At 32.8% G+C, this 19,183-nt stretch carries 6 protein-coding genes; 5 read left to right on the forward strand and 1 reads right to left on the reverse strand.

Going from position 1 to position 19,183, the window contains the following annotated elements; translation table 11 throughout:
• The first annotated feature begins 54 nt into the window (after nt 1–54).
• The 5 genes from BM335_RS05320 to BM335_RS05340 all read left to right on the forward strand — a co-directional run bounded on the left by BM335_RS05320 (nt 55) and on the right by BM335_RS05340 (nt 17,813).
• A complete protein-coding gene (locus BM335_RS05320) occupies nt 55–1,395 on the forward strand; it encodes a serine hydrolase domain-containing protein (protein WP_090223944.1) in 1,341 nt (446 codons plus the stop codon).
• A 171-nt stretch (nt 1,396–1,566) separates the two neighbouring features.
• Nucleotides 1,567–13,896, forward strand: a complete 12,330-nt coding sequence (locus BM335_RS05325; RefSeq protein WP_090223947.1) for a PKD domain-containing protein — start codon at nt 1,567–1,569, stop codon at nt 13,894–13,896.
• 59 nt (nt 13,897–13,955) lie between these two features.
• On the forward strand, nt 13,956–14,858 hold the full coding sequence (locus tag BM335_RS05330; RefSeq protein WP_090223949.1) for a PorP/SprF family type IX secretion system membrane protein: 903 nt from the start codon (nt 13,956–13,958) through the stop codon (nt 14,856–14,858).
• Between the two features lie 16 nt (nt 14,859–14,874).
• The gene (locus BM335_RS05335) at nt 14,875–16,464 is read left to right on the forward strand and encodes an OmpA family protein (protein ID WP_090223952.1); all 1,590 of its coding nucleotides are present in this window, start codon (nt 14,875–14,877) and stop codon (nt 16,462–16,464) included.
• Between the two features lie 257 nt (nt 16,465–16,721).
• On the forward strand, nt 16,722–17,813 hold the full coding sequence (locus BM335_RS05340; protein ID WP_245780611.1) for an OmpA family protein: 1,092 nt from the start codon (nt 16,722–16,724) through the stop codon (nt 17,811–17,813).
• Between the two features lie 46 nt (nt 17,814–17,859).
• On the opposite strand, the gene sufD is transcribed toward BM335_RS05340, so the two are convergent.
• The gene (gene sufD / locus BM335_RS05345) at nt 17,860–19,182 is read right to left on the reverse strand and encodes a Fe-S cluster assembly protein SufD (RefSeq protein WP_090223957.1); all 1,323 of its coding nucleotides are present in this window, start codon (nt 19,180–19,182) and stop codon (nt 17,860–17,862) included.
• Nucleotide 19,183 lies beyond the last annotated feature (1 nt).

Here is a 19,183-nt window from a genome sequence, read left to right on the forward strand (position 1 = left end):
TTTTTGAACTAACAAAATAAATGTTACTTTTAGGGGTGATAAAATTAAATATTAATGAAAAAAATAGTCAAATTCGGAATACTTCCTATAGTTATAATACTAATTGCAGTAGTTGTTTTTAATTATCCGCGTTTAAATATTATTACAGGTTTTGCAGCAAAAAGTGTTTGTTCTTGTACGTTTGAAGCAGGAAGAGATCTAAAATCTATTGAAGAAGGAGATAATGATATTAATCCGGTTTATTATGCAAAAAATGAAATAAATTTTGAAGAAAAATCCGTTTCTTCAACCGTATTTGGACTTAAAAAAAGAAAGGCTATATATAAAGACGGTATTGGATGTGTGTTGGTTCCTGAAAATTTAGAAGAAACTATTTCATTTAAACCTAAAAGAAATTTTATTGTAACCAATTTACCATATCCGTATGGAAATCTTCCTCAAAAAGACACTATATTTAGTAATGTAAATTATAAATTATTAGACTTTGCCGTTGAAAATGCCTTTGATTGTGAAGGTGAACAAGAAAAAAGAACAAGAGCTGTTTTGGTAATTTATAAAGACCAAATTATTGCTGAAAAATATGTTGATGGTTTTAATAAAAATACCAAATTACTAGGTTGGTCTATGACCAAAAGTATTACAAGTGCTGTTTTAGGCGTACTTGAAAAACAAGGAAAAATTCATGTAAATCAAACCCATTTGTTTCCAGCTTGGGAAAATGATGAGCGTTCAAAAATAACTCTAAATAACTTATTGCAAATGAATAGTGGTTTAGAGTGGTTAGAAGATTATAACAAAATTTCAGACGTTACTAAAATGTTGTTTTTAGATAAAGATATGACAAAAATACAACTGACTAAACCGTTAGTTGGCAAACCAAATGAAAGTTGGAATTATTCATCTGGAACTACCAATTTATTATCTGGTTTTATTCGTAATCAATTTAAAGCACATCAAGATTATTTAGATTTTTGGTATGCTGAATTAATAGATAAAATAGGTATGAATTCTATGATTGTTGAAACAGATTTTTCAGGTAATTATATAGGTTCTAGTTATGGTTGGGCAACTGCCAGAGATTGGGCAAAATTCGGACTATTATATTTACATAATGGCAATTGGAATGGAACTCAAATTTTAAATGAATCTTGGGTAAATTATACAAAAACACCAACTAAAACTTCTAATGGTGAATATGGAGCCCAATTTTGGTTAAATGTGGGTGGTGTTTACCCAAATGCTCCAAAAGATTTATATTCTTGCAACGGCTACCAAGGTCAATACGTTTTTATTATTCCTTCTAAAGAATTGGTTATTGTGCGTTTTGGGTTAGCTGAAAATCCAATTTTTAATGTGAATCAGTTTTTAAGTGAAATTTTGTATTCTGTTAATTAATAATGTCCAATTATTACAATATTATTGTATTTTGCTTATTTTGTTAACATATTTTAACAAAAAAATGCTCATTTCATTATATTGGCTTCAAATATGTTAAAGTCCCTCACAACTCATTTTTTAAGTAAACACTTGATATTTAGAGGGTTTTAAACTATAAAAAGTCAATACATGAAAAAAAACTACTCTAATCAAAAGAAATTTTGGTCTAAATTTAATTTTCAGGTACTAAGTACACTGTTTACTTTTTTTATCTTATTTACAAATAATATAAAGGCTCAAGATTGTACCGTAAATGCCGGAATTAATCAAACCATTTGCGCATCAGACACATTTACCTTAAATGGTGTTACTGGAGGTAATATTGTTAGCTTTCAATGGCAACAAATTGCGGGTCCTTCTGTTGTAATTGTAAATCCTACAGCAGCTGTAACCAATGTTTTAGGTGCAGTTGGAGGTAATACCTATACATTCCGCATATCTGCGGTTTGTAATATTGGTACAACCTTTCAAGATGTAACTTACACTGTTAATCCAATTACTATTGCCAATGCTGGGAGTCCGATAGATGGTTGTCCTGGTTCCTACAATTTATCAGCAAACACACCATTAAATGCTGGTGAGTCTGGAGTCTGGAGTATTGTAGGTACTAATAATGCAGGTGTAACAATTTCAACAACCTCGTCGCCAACATCATCAATTACATTTCCAACAAATGTTGCAGGGTCAACAACTTTAAGGTGGACAATTAACAATCCAAACGGATGTTCAACATCTGATGATGTAATTGTTACAAATTACGGTGGTGAAGTAACAGCAAATGCTGGTACTGATCAAAATTTAAGTGAATGTTATACCACTACTCAAAATACCAATTTATTAGGGAGTATTGGAGGAAACGGAACAGGTGGTCAAACTGGAAACTGGACATTTGTTTCTGGACCAAGTACACCAACAATAGTTTCTCCAAATGCAGAAAGTACTGCAGTAAATGGTTTAATAGAGGGAACCTATGTTTTTAGATGGACAGTTACTGGACCTTGTGCAGTTGGAACTGATGAAGTTTCTGTTGTTGTTCCGGCGGCTACACAATCTGTAACCACTGCAGGTGGTGTTAATAGAACACAACGTTTTTGTTTAGGAACTGTTACATCAACAGTTTTAGAAGGAAATATACCTTTATATTCTGGTGAAACAGTGCAATGGACACAAATTGCTGGTCCTGCGGCTACCATAACAAGCCCAAATTCTCCTACAACAATTGTTACAGGTTTAGATGGAACTTCAAGTTATACATTTAGATATACAATTAATGGAAATGCAAGTGTTAATCCGTTGTGTATTTCATCTATTAACTTTACGGTTAGTTATTTCAATAATCCAGTTACGGTATCTATAAATGGAGGTATAAGTCCTTTAACTTTACCAGTAGATGCAACATCTGGAAGTGTTTCACTCACAAACACTGGAGGAAACGCATATCAAACCTTTGTAATTAGCAGCCCTTCAGGCACATCTCCATCTTTAAATACTTCTGGAGGAAATTTAAACTTTTCAGGTTTATCAAAACCAGGTACGTATGTATTTAGAGTAAGAAGATATACGAATGGAAATATTAATACAGGCTGTAATGAAGCCTTTGCTGATTTAACAGTGATATCATCTGTTACACCTTCTATCTCAAATGCTGGAACAGATGTAGCGCTTTTATGTGGAGTTACTACTACACAACTGTCTGGAAATAACCCAAATACATCAAGTACTGGAATTGTTGGCTATTGGGCGCAAGTAAGTGGTCCTAATTCTGCTTCATTTGATGATATAAATAATTTTAATGCCAACGTATCAGGATTAGTTCAGGGCATCTATGTTTTTAGATGGAATTTGTCGGGAGGTGTAGCTGGTACAGATTCTCATGATGATGTACAAGTTACAGTTTCAATTGCTCCAACATCAACAATTGCTCCACCACCAGATCCAATTTGTGCTGGTACATATAAATTACAAGCAGATGCTCTAATAGCTGGACAAACAGGATTGTGGACACAATTAGATGCCAATCCGGCCGTAACATTTACAGATGCAACAGATCCAAATTCGTATGTAACAAATTTAAATCCATCTTCTACATATACATTAAGATGGACAGTCACCTCATCGGCTATTGATTGTCCAATAGCTCAAAGTGATGTAACATTAAATACAAGTATATTTATTGCGCCTTCTCCAGCTAATGCTGGTTCTGATCAATGTTTAGTTACAGGAATAACTTCAGCAACTTTAGGAGCAACACCATTATTAAGTGGCTCAGGTGAATGGTCAGTAATTTCTCAACCAGTGGGCCCTATCATTACTTTTGTAGATAATACAAGTGCAAATACAGACGTTAACGGATTAACTTCAAGTGGTACATACGTGTTGCAATGGAGATCTTTTTCTGATCCGTCATGTGCTGAATTTACAGATACTATGGAGATTACAATTTCCGATCCACCAGCAGCAAATGCAGGTCCAGATCAAACAGTTTGTACTAGTTTAACTGGAGATTCAGTAGTGATGGCTGCAAATACTCTTGCTTCTGGATTAACTGGAACTTGGATTCAAATTTCAGGTGATAGTAATTGGACGGTTGATGATATAAATAGTCCTACTGCAACTTTCTCATCATTAGCACCAGGTAATTATGTGTTTGAATGGAGAGTTGAGCAAGGTAATTGTGCTTCAGCATCCGATACGATGTCATTTATAGTGAGCTTACCTGCAACAGTGGCATCAACTTCACCAATACCAGATTTTTGTGGCACTTCTGTAAATTTATCAGGAAATACTATTACAAATGGAGTGGGAACATGGCAACTAGTTTCAGGACCAAATAATCCAACTTTTGCCAATATAAATGACCCAACAACTCTGGTTTCTGGATTAGTATCAGGAACCTATACTTTTAGATGGACTAGTGCTAATGGCATGTATTGCCCTACATATACATCTGACGTTTCATTTATAGTAGAGGCGCCAGCGAACGCAGGTCCTGATCAAAACCTATGTAATGCAACACAAGTATTATTAATTGGAACGGAGGGTTCTATAGGTACTTGGACAGAAACTACTGCAAATGGTGCAGTAATTACTCCAATTTCAAGTTATACTGCAGTTGCAACAGTTGTTCCAGGTAATTCATATACATTTCAATTTGATAATGGCGCATCTTGTGGACCTACAGATACGATGAATGTGGTAAATAGTGCTTTACCCACAACTCCTGATGCTGGAAGTGATCAAGAAATTTGTTTGTCAGGAGGTACTACAGTTACCATGGCAGCAAATACAATTGTTTCAGGAACAGGAAGTTGGGCTTTGATAAGTGGTCCAAATACACCACCAGAAATAGGCTCTAATAATCCATCTGTTACGTTTACAGGTTTAATTCAAGGTTTGTATATTTTTGAATGGAGATCTTCTAATGGAAATTGTTCAAATTTAAGAGATGTTGTTCGTGTAAATGCATATGAACCACCTAGTTTAGCAAATGCAGGACCAAATCAAAACAATGCATGTCAGTTAACCATTCAATTAGATGCTGATACACCTACAAATGGAATCGGAACATGGACCTTAACATCTACTCCTGCAGGTTATATTCCAGGGTCATTAACAATTGATAGCCCTAATGACCCGAAATCAGGAATTTCTATATCAAATCCATATGCTTTAATTTTAGGGACATATCAATTTACGTGGGCAATAACAAATGGAACGGTTTGTGCTCCAAGTATTGATACAGTTGATGTCATATTTAATGGAGTTCCTCCAACATCAGCAAATGCCGGTCCAGATCAGGAACATTGTGATGTAACTTCTGTGAATTTAGGAGCTAATCCTGTAAGTACAGGTTCAGGTGCTTGGTCTGTTGTATCTAAGCCAGCTGGTTCTGCAGCAGTTGTGTTTTCTAATTTATTTTCTCCAAATGCTACAGCATCAAGTTTAGAAGAAGGAGTTTATGTATTTAGATGGACAGTTTCTAACGGAGGATGTACTCTTGATGACACAGTTCAAATTACAATTTATGATTCAAAACCAGCAGCAAACGCTGGCCCAGATCAGGTAATTGCTCAATTTGATAACTTATTTTTAAATGCAGTTCCAGCAACATCTCCGTTGGTTGGTGAATGGACTTTTGTAGCGGGACCAAATTCACCTGTTATTTTAGATGTTAATAATCCAAACACGCAAATTGCAGGATTTGTTCCAGGTACTTACGAGTTTACGTGGACTATTGAAAACGGAATTTGCGCTACGACAAGTGATAATGTTATTATTACAATTATTCCCGTTACCGATTTAAGTTTATTGAAAACGTTAATAACACCTCCTTCACCAATTTATGTTGGTAGTACGCTTAATTTTCAGGTAGCTGTAACCAATAATGGAAATAATAACGCTACTGGAATTGATATTACAGATGATTTACCTGTTGGATACACAATTGTTCCTGGATCAATTAGCAATGGAGGTATATATAATTCTGGAACACATGAAATTAATTGGAATAATTTAGCAATACTTAATGGAACAACACTAAATTTAACCTATCAAGTTACAGTAAATGCAATAACAGGAGTTCCAAATGAATATCAAAACACTGTTGAAATTATTGATTTCGATCAATACGATCCAGATTCAACACCTAATAATAAAGTTGGTACCGAAGATGATCAAAGTTCGGTTACTGCAGCACCAGTTCCACTGGTTGATATGTCATTGCAAAAAATAATAAATAATAGCACTCCAATGGTTGGAAGTAACGTTACGTTTACATTAACTATTGCAAATGCCGGACCAAGTAACGCTACAGGTGTAGAAGTTACAGACATATTACCGTCTGGTTATACATATATTTCGAGTAACACAATTACAGGTTCAATTGATGATTCTTTTGCTCCAACAATAATTTGGAATGCAGGAAATATTAATAACGGAACGAATGCAACTATGCAAATTGTAGCAACGGTTAATGCTACGGGAGTGTATTCAAATAGTGCTGAAATTACTGCTACTAATGAAGCAGATATTGACTCAACTCCTAATGATAATATTGCTGCTCAAGACGACCAAGATAATGCTGTAGCTACACCAATTGAAGTTTCAGACCTAGAGTTAACTAAAGTTGTGAATAATCCAACACCTAATGTTGGTGAAAATGTTACATTTACCATAACAGTTTTAAATAATGGTCCTAGCATCGCTACAGATGTTGATGTAACAGATTTTTTACCTTCAGGATTCACATATGTTTCTCATATATTATCAGATGTTACTAATACCTATAATGCTGTTACGGGTTCATGGGTAATTCCTTCTCTTGGAATAGCAGCTTCAGTAACTTTAAATATTACTGCAACAGTTAACCCAACAGGTAGTTATGTAAATTTTGCTGAAATTGTATCGGCAGATCAAATTGACCCAGATTCTCCTCATGGAAATAATGACATTACTGAAGATGACCACGATGCCGCAAATATTATTCCTATTAATGAATCTGATTTAGTTACTACTAAAACGGTAGATAATTCAAATCCTAATGAAGGTGATATAGTAACATTTACTATTTCGGTTAATAATAATGGTGGACCAACAGTTGCAACTAATGTAGCTTTAACAGATATTTTACCAACAACTTTAACCTATATGAGCCATGTTACTACTGCTGGTAGTTTTAATCAGGCTTCAGGGGTTTGGACAATTGGTACTATTGCCGTTGATGCAACTGCAACATTAAATATAACAGTTACTGTAAACGCAGGAACGCAAGGAACAACCATAACAAATACAACAATAGCGGCTTCTGGAGACCAATCAGATCCTACTACTGTTGGTGATGATTTAACAGAAACCTTAACTATAAACGCATTTCCTTTAGCTCAAAATGATGAAAGTTTAAATAATCCTGAAGGTTCAGTTACCCTAAATATTTTAAATAACAATGGTTACGGATTGGACTCTGATTCTGATGGATTAGTTGATGCATCAACAATTAATTTAATTGTTCCAGTTGGAGCACTAAATATTGTTACAGATTTAAATGGAGATATTGTTGGATTTGATATACCTAGCCAAGGAACTTGGTTAGTTGATGCTTTAGGAAATATAACCTTTACGCCAATCGCAGGATTTACAAGTAATCCCACACCAATTAATTACACCATTGTAGATAATGATGGAGATGTTTCAAATGAAGCTACCATAACAATTACATATCTCGTAAATCCGCCAATTGCACAAAATGATTATAGTGGAGGTAATACACCAAGTTCAGCAGTTTCATTAAATGTTATTGCTAATAATGGAAATGGTATTGATAGCGATGTTGAAACAAACGGAAGTGTTATTCCTTCTACAGTAAGTTTAATTGCGCCAGTTGGGGTAATAAATATTGTAACCGACTCAAATGGCGATGTTACAAGTTTTGATGTACCTGGAGAAGGAAACTGGAGTGTAAATTCGTTAGGGGTTGTAACATTTACACCTATTTCAAGCTTCACCTTAGATCCAACATCAATTAATTATACTATAGAAGATAATGATGGTAATACGTCAAATATTGCAACAATAACCTTCGATTATATTCCTGTACCTCAAAACGATTACAGTACAGCTGGCAATTCGCCTTTAACAAACGTTACTGTAGCTACCGTTGGAAATGATACATTAGGAGACACTGTTAATCCAACAACCGTTTCATTACAATTAACAGGATTACCAGTAGGTGCATCTTGCACAGTAACTGGTTTGGATGGAGATTGTATTGAAGTAACTGTACCAGGTCAAGGAGTTTGGTCTGTTAATGAAATAACAGGTGAAGTCACTTTTATTCCAGAAGCTACTTTTGTAATAGATCCAACACCAATTAATTATGTAATTCAGGATGACGAAGCAAATGTTTCAACAGAAGCAACCATTTTTGTTGATTATGCTCCGGTTGCAGATGATGATTATTCAACAGGTAATCCAATAAATACTGCTGTTACTGTTAATGTACTTCTAAATGATATTAATGGTGATAATTACAATCCTACAACAGTTAGTTTAGTAGCGCCAGTAGGTGCATTAAATATTGTAACCGATGCTAATGGTGATATAACTAGTTTTGATGTGCCTGGTGAAGGAAGTTGGAATGTTCACTTAATTATAGGAGCAATAACGTTTACGCCTAATGTAGGATTTATTACCAATCCAACACCAATTAATTATAATGTAGAAGATGCGCAAGGTAATCAATCAAACAACGCTTTAGTAACTATAGAGTATATTCCACAAGCTGATATTGTAGTTGTAAAAACAAGTGCTACTACATATACTCCTGGAACCAATTTAGTGTATACCATTTCGGTAACCAATAATGGACCTGCCACAGCAACAAATGTAGTAGTATTGGATGATATTACAGATCCTATTTTAGAAGCAGCTACAACTTGGAACGCAACGAATGCAACTAATGGATCAGGTGATATTAATGAAAATATATCTTCACTAAATTCTGGTGGTACTGTTGTGTATACGGTAACAATTGCTGTGCCAAGTAGTTATACAGGATTAATAAATAATACAGCTGCTGCATCGTCAGATATAGCTGATCCTGATGCATCTAATAATAATGCAACAGTTGCAACTTCTGAAAATGCTTTGGCAAGCCTTGTACTTACTAAAGTAGTCGATAATTTAAATCCAAATGTAGGTAGTAATGTAGTATTTACAATTACAGTTACTAATAATGGTCCAAGTGATGCTACTGGAATTGATGTAGTAGATCAATTACCTAGTGGGTATTCATTTGTTTCAGCATTGCCATCTCAAGGAGTGTATGATGACACAACAGGATTATGGACGGTTGGAAGTTTATCAGATACCTCTGTAGCTACTTTAGCTATTACAGCTCTAGTAAATGCTACAGGTAATTTTACAAACATTGCTGAAATTACATCTGCAGATCAACCAGATCCAAATGGAATAGTACATGGTAATAATACACCAGGTGAAATTGACCAAGATGATGTTACTACAACACCTATAAGTGTTTCAAACTTAATAACAACTAAAAATGTAGATAACGCCACACCAAATACAGGTGATATTGTAACTTATACTTTAACGGTTGTTAATAATGGGCCTAGTATTGCTACAAGTGTTAGTTTAACTGATAATTTGCCAACAGGAACTTCTTATGTTTCACACATTGCTACTGGAGGTTCTGTTAATACGTATTCTGGTGGTGTTTGGAATATTGGTACTATTGATATTGGAGATTCTGCTACATTAACAATTAATGCATTGGTTACTGCACAAGGTACAGCTTCACAAACTCCAATAGTTAATACAGCTACTGCTGCAACTGGTAATCAATTTGATCCAACAACCATTGGTGATGATTTAGTAGAGCCGATTACAGTTACCGCATCAGAATTGGTAACAACAAAAACGGTTGCTGCACAATTAGATGGTACATTTGATGAAGGCGACACAGTAGTTTATACCATTACTGTTGAAAACCAAGGACCAAGCAATGCTACTAATGTTAGTTTAGTTGATTTATTACCTGCCGGATTAACATTTAGCAGTGCAACTGTAACTTCAGGTGTATATAATAGTGGTGATGGAAATTGGGTTATAGGAACCATAACAAACGGTGCTACAGAAACGTTAACAATTTCAGCAATTATTAATGAAGGCACATCAGGTAACACAATTGTTAACACAACAACAGCAGCAACAGGAGATCAATCTGATCCAAATTTAGTTGCTGATGATTTAACAGAAAGCATTACCGTTTCAAATGATGCGGATATCGTGTTAACAAAAGTAGTAGATAATCCAACTCCAAATACAGGAGATACTGTTACTTATACAATTACTATAACAAATAATGGCGAGGCAGTTGTTACCAATTTAGTGGTAACAGATGTACTACCTTTAGGATTACAATTAGGTTTAGTAACACCGAGTTCAGGAACATGGACAGCACCTAACTGGAACATTGGAACTTTAGGTGTTGGTTTAACCGAAACAATCACAATTGAGGCGGTCGTTACAGCACAAGGAACATCAGCTCAAATACCAATAATTAATGTAGCAACTCATACTCAAGATCAAAATGATAGCTCACCAATTACTGGAAATTTAGCAAGTGTAACAGTTACTGCAGCAAATTTAGTTACTGTAAAAACAGTTAATGTAAACACACCAGATGAAGGTGATACAGTAACATACACAATTAGAGTTGAAAATCAAGGACCAAGTAATGCTACAAATGTAAGTTTGGTTGATTTATTACCTGCTGGATTAACATTTAGTAATGCAACTGTAACTTCAGGTGTATATAATAGTGGTGATGGAAATTGGGTTATTGGAACCATAACAAGCGGTACTACAGAAACGTTAACAATTTCAGCAACCGTAAATGAAGGTACAAGTGGTAACACAATTACCAATATAACAACTGCTGCAATTGGAGATCAAACCGACCCTACAACCGTAGGAGATGATTTGGATCAACCTATAACTGTAACTGAAAGTGCTGATATTGTTTTAGTTAAAACAGTAGACAATCCAACTCCAAACACTGGTGATACAATTACTTATACCATTGTTGTAACCAATAATGGTCCATCATTAGTTACAAATTTAGTAATTACCGATGCTATGCCTGCTGGTTTAATACTAGGAAATGCTTCGCCTAGTATTGGTACTTGGAATTCTGGAATTTGGACTATAGGTAGTTTAGCAAGTGGAGTTTCAGAAACAATTACCATTGAAGCACTGGTAACTGCAGAAGGAACTGTACCACAAACGCAACTTATAAATACAGTTACAAATAGTCAAGATCAAATAGATACAAACCTAACTGAAGATAGTCCATCAGCAATAGTAACAGTTACCGCATCAGAATTGGTAACAACAAAAACGGTTGCTGCACAATTAGATGGTACATTTGATGAAGGCGACACGGTAGTTTATACCATCACTGTTGAAAATCAAGGGCCAAGTAATGCTACAAATGTTAGTTTAGTTGATTTATTACCTGCCGGATTAACATTTAGCAGTGCAACTGTAACTTCAGGTGTATATAATAGTGGTGATGGAAATTGGGATATAGGAACCATAACAAACGGTGCTACAGAAACGTTAACAATTTTAGCAATTATTAATCAAGGCACTTCAGGTAATACAATTGTTAATACAACAACAGCAGCTACAGGAGATCAATCTGATCCAAATTTAGTTGCCGATGATTTAACAGAAAGCATTACTGTTTCTAATGATGCTGATATCGTGTTAACAAAAGTAGTAGATAATCCAACTCCAAATATTGGTGACATTGTTACATATACAATTACAGTAACAAATAAAGGAGAATCAATTGTAACTAATTTAGTAGTGACAGATGATTTACCAACTGGATTAACATATGAAACAATTACTCCAAGTGATGGTACTTGGATGGCTCCAAATTGGAATATCGGAACATTAAATCCAGGTGAGCAACAAACCATTGTTATAAAGGCTTTAGTAGGATTAGATCAAGGAGGTCAAACAATTACAAATAGTGTTTCAAATTCTCAAGATCAAATTGATTCAAATTTAACTGAAGACGATTTATCAGCTACAATCACTGTAACAAGTTCAGATTTAGCAGTACTTAAAACAGTGAGTAATGCAACGCCAAATGAAGGTGATACCATTATATACAGTATAGTTGTAACAAATAATGGTTCTAGTACCGCTACAGGCGTATCATTAATTGATAATTTACCAGTAGGTGTTACATATGTAAGTAGTTTAGCAACTGTTGGAAATTACAACTATGGATCTGGATTGTGGACAGTAGGAAGTTTGTTGAATTTAGAATCAGCGACTTTAACAATTGTTGCGACTGTTAATGATGGTACCCTTGGGCAAACAATTACGAATACAACAAGTAATTTATTAGCTGATCAGGCTGATTTAAATCCTGACAATAATATTGGTAGTGTAAGTATTGTTCCAACTGCTTATATTGATTTAAGTTTAACAAAAACAGTGGTAGATGATGTTGTAAATCCTGAAGTAGGAGATACAATTACATTTGAAATTAGAGTTAACAATGATGGTCCAACTGAAGCAACCGGAGTTCAAGTTGTTGATATCATCCCATCGGGTTATGATTTTGTAAATTATAGCTCATCTATAGGAACATACAATCCAATAACAGGTTTATGGAATATTGGATTTATTGAAGTTGGAAATACTGCTGTATTACTGGTTGATGTTGTTGTTTTAGAAAACGGTATTTATACAAACTGTGCAGAAATAACCGCAGCAAATGAAATTGATGTTGATTCAACACCAAATAATGGATTGGATACTGAAGATGATTATGATTGTGCTGCAGCACCTCCAATTCAAGCAGTGGATTTAGGTATTTCTAAAACTGTTGTGGCTAACAATATAAATCCTTTAGTTGAAACCGAAGTTTCTTTTGAAATTAGATTAACAAATAATGGAGATATTGATGCAACAGAAGTTGAAGTTACAGATTTATTACCTTCTGGATATAGATTTTTAAATTATAGTTCAACACGAGGAACTTATGATTACTTAACAGGACTGTGGAACGTTGGAAAAATAGTTAATGGAGAAACAGAAGTTTTAGTTGTTGATGCAATTGTGAATGCAACAGGAGATTATTTAAATTGTGCATCTATTACAGCCTTGCATCAAACAGATATTAATGCTAGTAACAATACCAGTTGTATTGCAACTTCACCAATACCAGTGGCAGATTTAGAGTTAACTAAAGATGTTGATATATTTGAGCCTTATGCAGAAACAAATGTTGAGTTTACAATAAATTTAACAAATGTTGGCCCAAGTAGTGGAACGGGTGTAGTAGTTAAAGATATGCTTCCATCAGGTTATACTTTTGTAAGTTACTCTTCTACTATAGGGACGTATGATGCTAATTCTGGTATTTGGAACGTTGGTACAATTTTAAATGATGCAACTGAAACTTTAACAATTGTTGCGTATGTGTTACCAATTGGAGAATGGACAAATATAGCAGAAGTTATAGCTTCGAATGAATTTGATATAGATTCTACACCAGGAAATAATGATCAATATGAAGATGATCAAGCATCTGCGGCAACTGAACCAATAGTTTTATTAACCATTCCTGAAGGATTTACGCCAAATGGAGATGGAATAAATGAGGTTTTTGAAATTGAACATTTAGAAGTTCTTTATCCTAATTTCAGTATGGAAATTGTTAATAGATATGGAAATAAAGTGTATGAATATAAACACAACGGAAATCCATACCAAACACCACAATGGTGGAATGGATATTCTAATGGTAAATGGAACTTTACAAATGATCCTTTACCTACAGGAACTTATTTCTACACTATTTATTTTAATAATGATGAAAGAAAACCTCAAACAGGTTGGATATATTTAAGAAGATAAAAACATGATTTTATGGAGAGCGTTTTTGCGCTCTCCATCTAAATTTTTAAACTAAGTTTATGAAAAAAATTAAATTACTATTAGGGGTTTTAGCTTTACTTTCCATTACAACTGTTTTTGGTCAACAAGATCCTCAATATACGCAGTATATGTACAATATGAATGTTTTAAACCCAGCATATGCAGGTTCTAAAGAAATCACAAGTATCGGTTTGCTTGGTCGTACTCAATGGGTTGGCGTAGAAGGTGCTCCTAAAACTGTTACACTTTCAGTGCATTCGCCAGTTGGAAGAGCAGTCGGTTTAGGATTATCTGTAATTCATGACGAAATAGGCCCTGTTAAAGAAGATAATGTGTATGCAGATTTTTCGTATACAATTTACACATCAAATGAAGGTAGATTAGCATTTGGATTAAAAGCAGGTGTTACTTTTATGGATGTTAGAGAATTAATAACTGTAGATCCAGATCCATTAAACATTCCAATTCATCAAACTTCTCCTAATTTTGGAGCTGGAATACTGTATTACAATGATAGATTTTATGCAGGTTTATCCGCACCTAACTTTTTAGAAACAAGGCATCTTGAAAAAGAAGGTGGTATTGTAAGTACAGCTTCAGAAAAAATGCATTACTTTTTTACAACTGGATATATTTTTGATGTAGCAGATAATTTAAAATTAAAGCCATCTACAATGATTAAAGCTACTGCAGGGGCACCGTTATCAGTTGATTTATCATTAAATCTTTTAGTAGATGAAAGAGTTGAGTTAGGGTTATCTCACAGACTTGATGATTCTATAAGTGGAATGATTGGTTTTCAGGTAAATGATGATTTTAGAGTGGGTTACGCATATGATTATACAACTTCCAAATTTGGGGATTTTAATTCAGGATCACATGAAATTATGTTGTTGTTTGATTTTAATATAAAAAATATTAAGAGTCCTAGATTCTTTTAATTAAAACATTTTTAATATGAAAAAAATTACATTTATAATAGTATTATTTTTTGGAGTATTTGTATTTGCTCAAAATCAAAAATATACTATAAAAAATATTGAAGTAAATACTGAATATCAAGATTTTGGAGTTTCTTACTATGGAGAAAATTCAGTGGTTTTTGCTTCATCAAGAAAAATTAAAAATGCTAGAAATAGAAAATGGTACTTAAATAAGCAACCTTTTTTAGATTTATATAAAGGAACGGTTACTGCAACAGGTGAAATAACAGATGTTGAATTGTTTTCTAAAAAGGTAAATACAAAAGTTCACGAATCTAATGCGGTTTTTACAAAAGATTTAAAAACTGTTTATTTTTCAAGAGACAATTATATTAATAAAAAGCAAAAAAAGGATTCAAATGATTGGGTTTTAATTCAATTGTTTAAAGCTGATGTAAATGAAGATGGTGAATTTGTAAATATTGAAAAATTACCATTCAATAGTGATGAGTTCGATACGGGTCATCCAGCACTTAATTTTAGAGAAAATAAACTGTATTTTACATCAAATAGACCCGGCGGATTCGGATCAACAGATATATGGGTTGTAGATATTAATAAAGATGGTACTTACGGAACACCTGTAAATATGGGACCAAATGTTAATACAGCAAAAAAAGAAATGTTTCCATATATAAATAGTGATAATATACTATATTTTTCTTCAGATGGATATAGAGAAGGTTTGGGAGGATTAGATATTTATGAAACCAAAATTATTGCCAATGAAGTAATTGAAAAACCAATTAATTTAGGCATTCCTATAAATAGTGACAAAGATGATTTTTCAATTGTTTTTCAAAAAGGAAATAAAACGGGTCATTTTACTTCTAAAAGAGAAGGCGGTAAAGGCGATGATGATATTTATTATTTTGAAGAACTAAAACCTGTTAAAGTTAATTGTGAACAATTTGTTGAAGGGCAAGTAAGAGAAAAGGATTCAGGAGCTTTATTACCAGGAGCTTTGGTAGTTTTATATGATGGAAATGGAAATAAAATTGAAAGTGTTATTGCCGATAAATATGCATCATTTAGTTTTAAAGTAGCTTGTGAAACGCCATATAAGGTAGTGGGAACTAAAGAAAATTACAATGAAGATTCAGAAATATTTACAACTTCAAATGTAGTAGATTTAGAATTAGCTATTGGATTAACATTGTCACCTAGTGAGTTTGTAAATGTTAGAGGTAAATTAATGGTAAATATAAATCCAATTTATTTTGATTTAGATAAATCAGACATTAGAAAAGATGCTGCAATTGAATTGGAAAAAGTACTATTAATTATGAGAAAATATCCTAATTTAAAAATTGACTTAGGATCACATACAGATAGTAGAGCTCCAGATTTGTACAACATTAAATTATCTGAAAGAAGAGCCAAATCAACCAGAGATTGGATTATTGATAAAGGCATTGACCCTTCAAGAATAACAGGTAAAGGTTATGGAGAAACACAATTAGTAAATAAATGCTCTAATGGTGTTAAATGTAGCGAACCAGACCATCAATTAAATAGAAGAACTGAATTTGTTATTGTAAACCCAGATGCAATTAAACAATAAAGATAATTTTAAAAACAAAAATCCACTAAATGTGGATTTTTGTTTTTAATCAGTTTAATAGATTTTTTTAAGTAAAACCTAATTAAATTTATATATGTTTTATTATAATTTGTAAATCTTTCTTCAATATTCTGATAATAATTAGTGTTTTGTAATTAATTGAAAGTTATTTTTGTAGAGCCTTGATAATTAGCACGATGATGTTTAAAAAGTTTTTTTGGCATTATATTATCAATTACAAAAATTATAATAGCTCATTGTTAGCATTAATATTTGTAATATTAGGTGAAGTATGTTTTAAAAATAAGATTTTTGCTCAATCTTTTGAATCGGTAAAAATTATAAGTGTGCTTTCAGGAAGTGGAACAAATAATGCCTTATTTAAAGCAACTTCATCTACAATTCCATCATTAGCATACATTAAAGCACAAAAAATTGGAGGTCCTCAAAACGGTTTTTTCACCCAACAAGGTGATGACATTAGATATACTGCAATTTCTTCAACATCTGGAATACCAGGAAACTTAAGCCGAATTAGATTTACGTTTTTAAAATCCGATAAAAAAACACCAATTGAAGGTAATAATTTTAGATTTATTATAAATGATATTGACGGACCAGACAATGAAGCTTTAGCAACCAATTGTGACGCTAATTTAAGGTTTTTAGGTACTGCAAATCCAACAAATTTAATTGTAGCAAACTTACCTCCAAATATTATTGCAGTGGGTTCTCTTGAAGAAAATGATGGACCAACCAGTAGAGTTATGTTTGAGTTTAGCAATGTGTCGGTTATTGAATTAGATAATTATGCCAATGACGGTTATCTAAAAGATTTTGATATGAATAATGATTATCCAATTTCAACACCATTATATGTGCGTTGTAAAACAGTTAGTAGCAGTTTATATACGCAAAATAGCGCTGAAATTGAAAAACAGCCTATTGAATTTGAAAAAAATAATGATTTGGTATTAATTAAAACAAATACCATATATTTTGATTTGGACAAATCAGAAATTAGAGCAGACGCAAAAAAAGAGTTAGAAACAGTGTTGGATATACTGAATAAGTATCCCGAAATTCAAATTAGCATTCAATCGCATACTGATTCCAGAGCGCAAGATGAATATAATATAAAATTATCTAATGAAAGGGCTAAAGCTTCTGCAAATTGGCTTATTGAAAAAGGCATAAATTCTGCAAGAATATCAACAAAAGGTTTTGGAGAAACTAAATTGGTAAATAAATGTTCAAATGGAATTGATTGCACTGAAGAAGAACATCAAATGAATAGAAGAACCGAATTTGTTGTAATAAACCCTGAAGTTATAAAAAAAGAAGAATAAAAAAGCCACTGTTTTTGTGGCTTTTTTATTTTTATAATAGAAATTTTTAAAGTTCAAATCCTAAATTAACACCTAAATTTTTAGCAATTAATTTAGTAATTCTAGTTTTTAATTGTGGTATTTTAATTTTGTTTACAACATCATTTCCAAAGGCAAAAAGCAATAAAGCTTTCGCTTCTTTTTTAGGAATTCCTCTAGATTGCATATAAAATAAAGCACTTTCATCTAATTGTCCAATGGTACAACCGTGCGAACATTTAACATCATCAGCAAAAATTTCTAATTGAGGTTTTGCATTTATACTTGCGCCATCATCAATTAAAATATTGTTATTTTGCTGAAAAGCATTTGTTTTTTGTGCTTCTTGTTGTACAATTACTTTTCCATTAAAAACCCCTGTAGATTTATCAGCATAAATACCTTTATACAACTCGTGACTTTCACAATTTGGGAATTTATGATTTACTAACGTATGATTATCCACATGTTGTTTTCCGTTTAAAATAGAAATACCATTTAAATTAGTTGTAATATGTTCGCCTTCGTGGTAAAATTCTAAATTATTTCTAGTGATATTACCTCCAAAAGAATACGTGTGAACCGAAGCTACACTTTGTTGTTTTTGCGACACAAAGGTACTGTCAATTAACGAAGAATTTTCAGTATCATTTTGAATTTTATAATAATCTACAATGGCTCTTTTATGAACAAATATTTCAGTAACAGAATTTGTTAACGTAGTATTTTTTGATAAATTTTGATGACGTTCAATTATTTGAACGTGCGAATTTTCACCAACAACTACTAAATTTCTAGGTTGTAGTAAAATTTCTTTTTCGCTACCAGTTGAAAAATTTAAAATTTGGATAGGTTTTGGAACAATGGTATTTTTAGGAATATTAATAAATGCACCTTCTTTGGTAAAAGCCGTGTTTAATTCCGATAAACTATTATTGTTTTTAGCAATGGTATTAAAATAATTATCAACAACCATTTTGTATTTAGGTCTGTTTAATGCAGATGATAACACACAAACATCACAATCATCATGTGTTGTATCAGATAAAAATGAACTAAAAACGCCATCAATAAATATTAAAGTATAAGACTCAATATCATTAATTAAGTAATTTTCAATGTTTTTAAAACCAGTTGATTTTTCAGTAGCAGAAAACAAACTAAAATCGTGTTTTAGCAATGGTTTTAAATTGGTGTATTTCCATTCTTCATCTTTTTTTGAAGGAAATCCTTCTTTTTCAAAGTTTTGAATAGCTTTTGTTCTAATAGAATGAACGCTTGAGTCTAAATCAAGAATTCCTTTATTTTCAAAAGCTAAAAATGAAGAAACTAATTTTTCTTTTAAATCCATA

It is taken from the genome of Lutibacter maritimus, assembly GCF_900116115.1.
Lineage (GTDB): Bacteria > Bacteroidota > Bacteroidia > Flavobacteriales > Flavobacteriaceae > Lutibacter > Lutibacter maritimus.